This window comes from Mesorhizobium sp. M7A.F.Ca.US.005.03.2.1, assembly GCF_003997795.1.
GTDB lineage: Bacteria > Pseudomonadota > Alphaproteobacteria > Rhizobiales > Rhizobiaceae > Mesorhizobium > Mesorhizobium ciceri.
The window spans coordinates 1-4,018 of sequence record NZ_RZRP01000588.1 but is presented as its reverse complement, the minus strand read 5'-3'; the positions used below and the strand labels follow the sequence as shown (position 1 = coordinate 4,018).

General features: G+C 59.1%; 4 protein-coding genes. 2 read left to right on the top strand and 2 right to left on the bottom strand.

Annotated features, from left to right (window positions below; all coding sequences use genetic code 11):
* Positions 1-159 precede the first annotated feature (159 nt).
* Positions 160-609 carry a DNA polymerase III subunit chi gene (locus tag EN991_RS26210; protein ID WP_013532504.1) on the top strand — a complete coding sequence of 150 codons (450 nt, stop codon included), beginning with the start codon at positions 160-162 and terminating at the stop codon, positions 607-609.
* Between the two features lie 29 nt (positions 610-638).
* Here the strand turns inward: EN991_RS26210 and EN991_RS26205 are convergent, their stop codons facing one another.
* Together EN991_RS26205 and EN991_RS26200 are read right to left on the bottom strand one after the other, a co-directional pair.
* Complete coding sequence (locus tag EN991_RS26205) at positions 639-1,124, bottom strand: DUF995 domain-containing protein (RefSeq protein WP_013532503.1); 486 nt, start codon at positions 1,122-1,124, stop codon at positions 639-641.
* Between the two features lie 133 nt (positions 1,125-1,257).
* Positions 1,258-2,181: a glycoside hydrolase family 26 protein gene (locus tag EN991_RS26200; protein WP_013532502.1), complete on the bottom strand. Its 924-nt coding sequence runs from the start codon at positions 2,179-2,181 to the stop codon at positions 1,258-1,260.
* 640 nt (positions 2,182-2,821) lie between these two features.
* On the opposite strand from EN991_RS26200, the gene EN991_RS26195 reads away from it, so the two are divergent.
* Positions 2,822-4,018, top strand: a 1,197-nt coding sequence (locus EN991_RS26195) for a cellulose synthase catalytic subunit (RefSeq protein ID WP_245461081.1), incomplete at its 3' end; no start/stop codon positions are given.

Genomic DNA, 4,018 nt, shown 5'->3' with positions numbered 1-4,018 from the left:
CGCCATGGGCTCATCTCGACATAGCCGGCCCGGCCATGGGGGCGCCGTCGAACGAGATCAACCAGTCGTGGGGTTCCGGTTTCGGCGTCAGGCTGCTCGACCGGCTGGTGCGCGATAACTATGAGCAGTGAACGGGTTCGATCACTATAGGCTGAAGCGATGGCCGACGTTCTGTTCTACCACCTGACCGAATCGACGCTGGAGGATGCGCTGCCAGGCCTCCTGGAGCGCAGCGTCGACCGTGGCTGGCGCGCCGTGGTGCAGACAGGCACCGAGGAACGCCGCGATGCGCTCGACCAGCATCTTTGGACCTTCCGCGACGATTCGTTCCTGGCGCACGCAACCGATCGTGAGGCTCATCCCGGCGAACAGCCGATTCTGTTGACCACCGGCGACGGCAATCCCAACGACGCCAAGATAAGGTTCCTGGTCGACGGCGCGGTGCCGCCTGACCTTGGCGGCTACGAGCGCGCGGTGTTCCTGTTCGATGGCCACGATGCCGCCCAGCTCGAGGCGGCGCGAGGACACTGGAAGGTGATGAAGAGCGCTGGCCACGACGTCACCTACTGGCAACAGACGCCAGATCGCCGCTGGGAGCGCAAGGCGTAGACCAGCCGCTTGTGGCGGATGACACGATCCTACAGTCTTGCCTTGATCCGGTTCTGTTTCCGGGTGACGTAGTCGCCGTGTTTCAATCTCTTGAAAACATACCAGTCGCCATCCGGAGCCTTGCGCTGGTAGATTACTTTGCCAGCCTGGCGGTGCTCGAAGCAGGTCATCGAGCCCTTCACGCCCCAGGAACCGTGCCATTGCGCACGCCAGCACAGCTTGCCGCCGCCGGGAATGAACCACATGCCGTCGCCATAGCCCGACTTGCCTTTGTCGTGGGTCCAGGACTCGAACTGTCTCTGCTTGACGGCAAAGAAGCCGGCGCCCTTCTTGCCCCACAGCCACGAATGGTTCTGATAGATCTGGTAGACGCCTTCGTCAGGAACCGCTGTGGCCTCTTGAGCCTGCTCGGCGATTTTCATCGCCGTCTTGGCTGTCGCAGGAGCCTGGAAGGCAAGAACAAGAACGGAGCAGGCGAATGCCGCTCCAAGATAATTTCCCACTACCCGCTTCACGAAACTTCTCCACAGACTGATTTACGCCACGCCTCAATCCTCATCCCGAACCGCTGGTTCGGGATGGATCACGATCAAACAAGGAGATTGGAAGTCGATCCCGATCGCGTCGGGGTCGATCAGCACGATGCGTCTACGGCAGGACGTGCTGGGTCACCCTCCAGTCGGGCAGACCATAGCCACCCAGCCACGGCCACACTTCCTTCTGGTTGAAGTAGACAACCGAAGTCAGCGCCGGGAACTCCGCGTAGGATTTGCGGGAATCTTCCTGCCATTTCGAGACATAGTCCTGCTTCCCGACATAGCCGAGTTCCGCAACGATGATCGGCTTGTTGAACACTGCAACGCGGTCATAGCCGGGCTTCAGCAGCTCAGCGAAGGTGCGGTCGCGGCCGGTCTCGTCATCATCTTTTTTCTGCAGACCGAACACCGACAGGCCGATGACGTCGACATAGTCGTCGCCGGGGTAGTATTTTTCCAAACCCTCTTCGCCTTTGGGCGACCACATGTACTTGGCTGCGGGGGCAGCTTTGCGGCAGATGTCGACTTCGCGCTTGTAAGCGGAGATCCAGTCCTTGGGAGCCCAGTTGGCCCAGGTGAAGCGGCCGTTCTTGTCTTCCATTTCCTGCGCCCAGCGAATGGTCACCGGGCTCTTCATCTGTCCCACCAGGTCGCAGATCGCCTGCATGTTGGCGTCATATTTGCCGCTCAAAATGCCGTCGCGCAATTCGGGCGGGGTGATGCGCCAGTCCTTGGACCAGGTCCACGGCTCAACCGTGATCAGCAGCGAACGGCCGCGCTGCAGCGCATAGGCGTCGGCGAGTGGCAGCGTCGACAGATCGACGTCTTCCCAGGGCAGGAACAGCTCTTCGATGCTGGCGCTCTTGTCGGCGCTGAAGTCGCCGTAGGGATCGTAGGATCCGAACGCCGAGGCGGCGCTGCTCGTCTGGACGGGGTCCGTCGCGGCTACTGAGCCAGCGCCTCCTGCCGTGGGGAACGCGGCGCTTCCGCCCAATGCCAGCGCGATTGCAAGTGCTTTTACTGTGGAGTGTTTCATGTCGATCTCCCATGGCCCCAACCTCTTGCGGAAGTTAAGGCTTCGCCCGTGCGCATCGATGCTTGATCGACACGATTACCCAAAACCGATCGGCTCTATTTGCAGAATCTGCGGGATTTCGGAGCGACCCGTTGGCGGATGTGCGAAACCTGACACAGAGCCACCCAAAAAATTATCTCTCAAGGCCCTATACAGGGGGCGCTCGAGAGAAAGTTCGCCGCGATACTCACAAATTCGCGTCAATATCCCGATATATCATCCCTGGCTAATTTAAGAGCCGGTCGCGACCAAGAGTCAAGTGCAATTAACGGTTGCTTAACCATATGCGCGCGACATGGTTAACGCTGCTCTCAAAGTTCGATCCTTGCCGGACAGCTTTGGCCCGGCGAATTCTCCAGCGCTGAAAAATTTGCGGCTCATCGTTCACGTGCTGGTCGGTGGAAACTGTTCCACCGGACTATCCTTAACCAGTTCTGAAGAACCATAGTTAAGGAATAACTAATTTAGTTGACTCTAAGGATGCCTGAGCGGATTCTGCTGCTGGGTTAGGCTCATCGGCCGTCGTTTGGCTGATGCTCGGGTGGCGGCAGTAAAGTGTATGAGTGTTTCCGCGGACGTGGGGATCATCGGCAGTAAGACCATGCCGAAACGGGGGCGTGGGGCAGCTCCGGGGAAGGCGGCGGAGAAGCCTCCTTTTCTGGTGCCCGTGCTGTCGGCCGCCCAGAAGCGGATCTGGAAGCTAGGACTTGCCTGCTGGTCGGTAACGTTCGGATTTTTCTGGTTCTGGTGGCTGCAGCCCGGGCACATCGAACACGTTATCCCATACATGCTGGCGACATTGACGCTCGTATGGCTGACATTCATGCCGATGTATTTTCTCTTGAACGTGCATGCGATGAAAAAGCCGTCCAGGCTTCACACGATCCCGAAGCATTCGCGTGTCGCGATGGTGGTGACCAAGGCTCCGTCAGAGCCGTTTTCCGTGGTTGCGCGAACCCTCGAGGCAATGCTGGCGCAGGACTGTCCGCATGATACCTGGCTGGCCGACGAGGACCCGTCCGAGGAAACGATTGCCTGGTGCGATGCCCATAACGTCATGATTTCGACGCGGCGCGGGCGGGAAGATTATCACCGCAAGGTGTGGCCCCGCCGGACGCGCTGCAAAGAGGGAAACCTGGCCTTCTTCTACGACCACTATGGTTATGAACGCTATCACTTCGTCGCTCAGATGGACGCGGACCACGTCCCGACACCAACCTATCTCAGGGAAATCCTGGTCGCCTTTGCCGACCCGGCGGTTGGCTATGTATCGGCGCCGAGCATATGCGACAACAATGCCGCTGAAAGCTGGTCGGCACGCGGCCGGCTGTTCCCGGAAGGGATGTTCCACGGACCTTTGCAGTCCGGCCACACGGGCGACGGAACGCCGCTCTGCATCGGCTCGCACTATGCCGTGAGAACCGCAGCGCTCAAGCAGGTCGGCGGCCTTGGCCCGGAACTGGCCGAAGATCACTCGACGTCCATGCTGTTCATTGCGGCTGGTTGGCGCGGTGTGCATGCCATAGACGCCATTGCCCATGGCGACGGCCCGCAAACCTTTGGCGATCTTGTCACGCAAGAGTTCCAGTGGTCGCGGAGCCTGATGACGATCATGCTCGAATACTCGCCCATATACCTTTCCAAGGTATCGCCACGGCTGAAATTCCAGTTCCTGTTCCGCCAGCTCTGGTATCCGCTTTTCGCCGTATTTTCGCTTCTCATGTACATCATGCCGATATACGCGCTTCTTACGGGTCAGAATTTCGCCAATGTGACGTATATTGACTTCCTTCTATAC

Bases quoted from the DNA above. Each gene is read 5' to 3' on its own strand.
- EN991_RS26210 (WP_013532504.1), top strand. From the start codon at position 160: ATGGCCGACGTTCTGTTCTACCACCTGACCGAATCGACGCTGGAGGAT.
- EN991_RS26200 (WP_013532502.1), bottom strand. From the start codon at position 2,181: ATGAAACACTCCACAGTAAAAGCACTTGCAATCGCGCTGGCATTGGGC.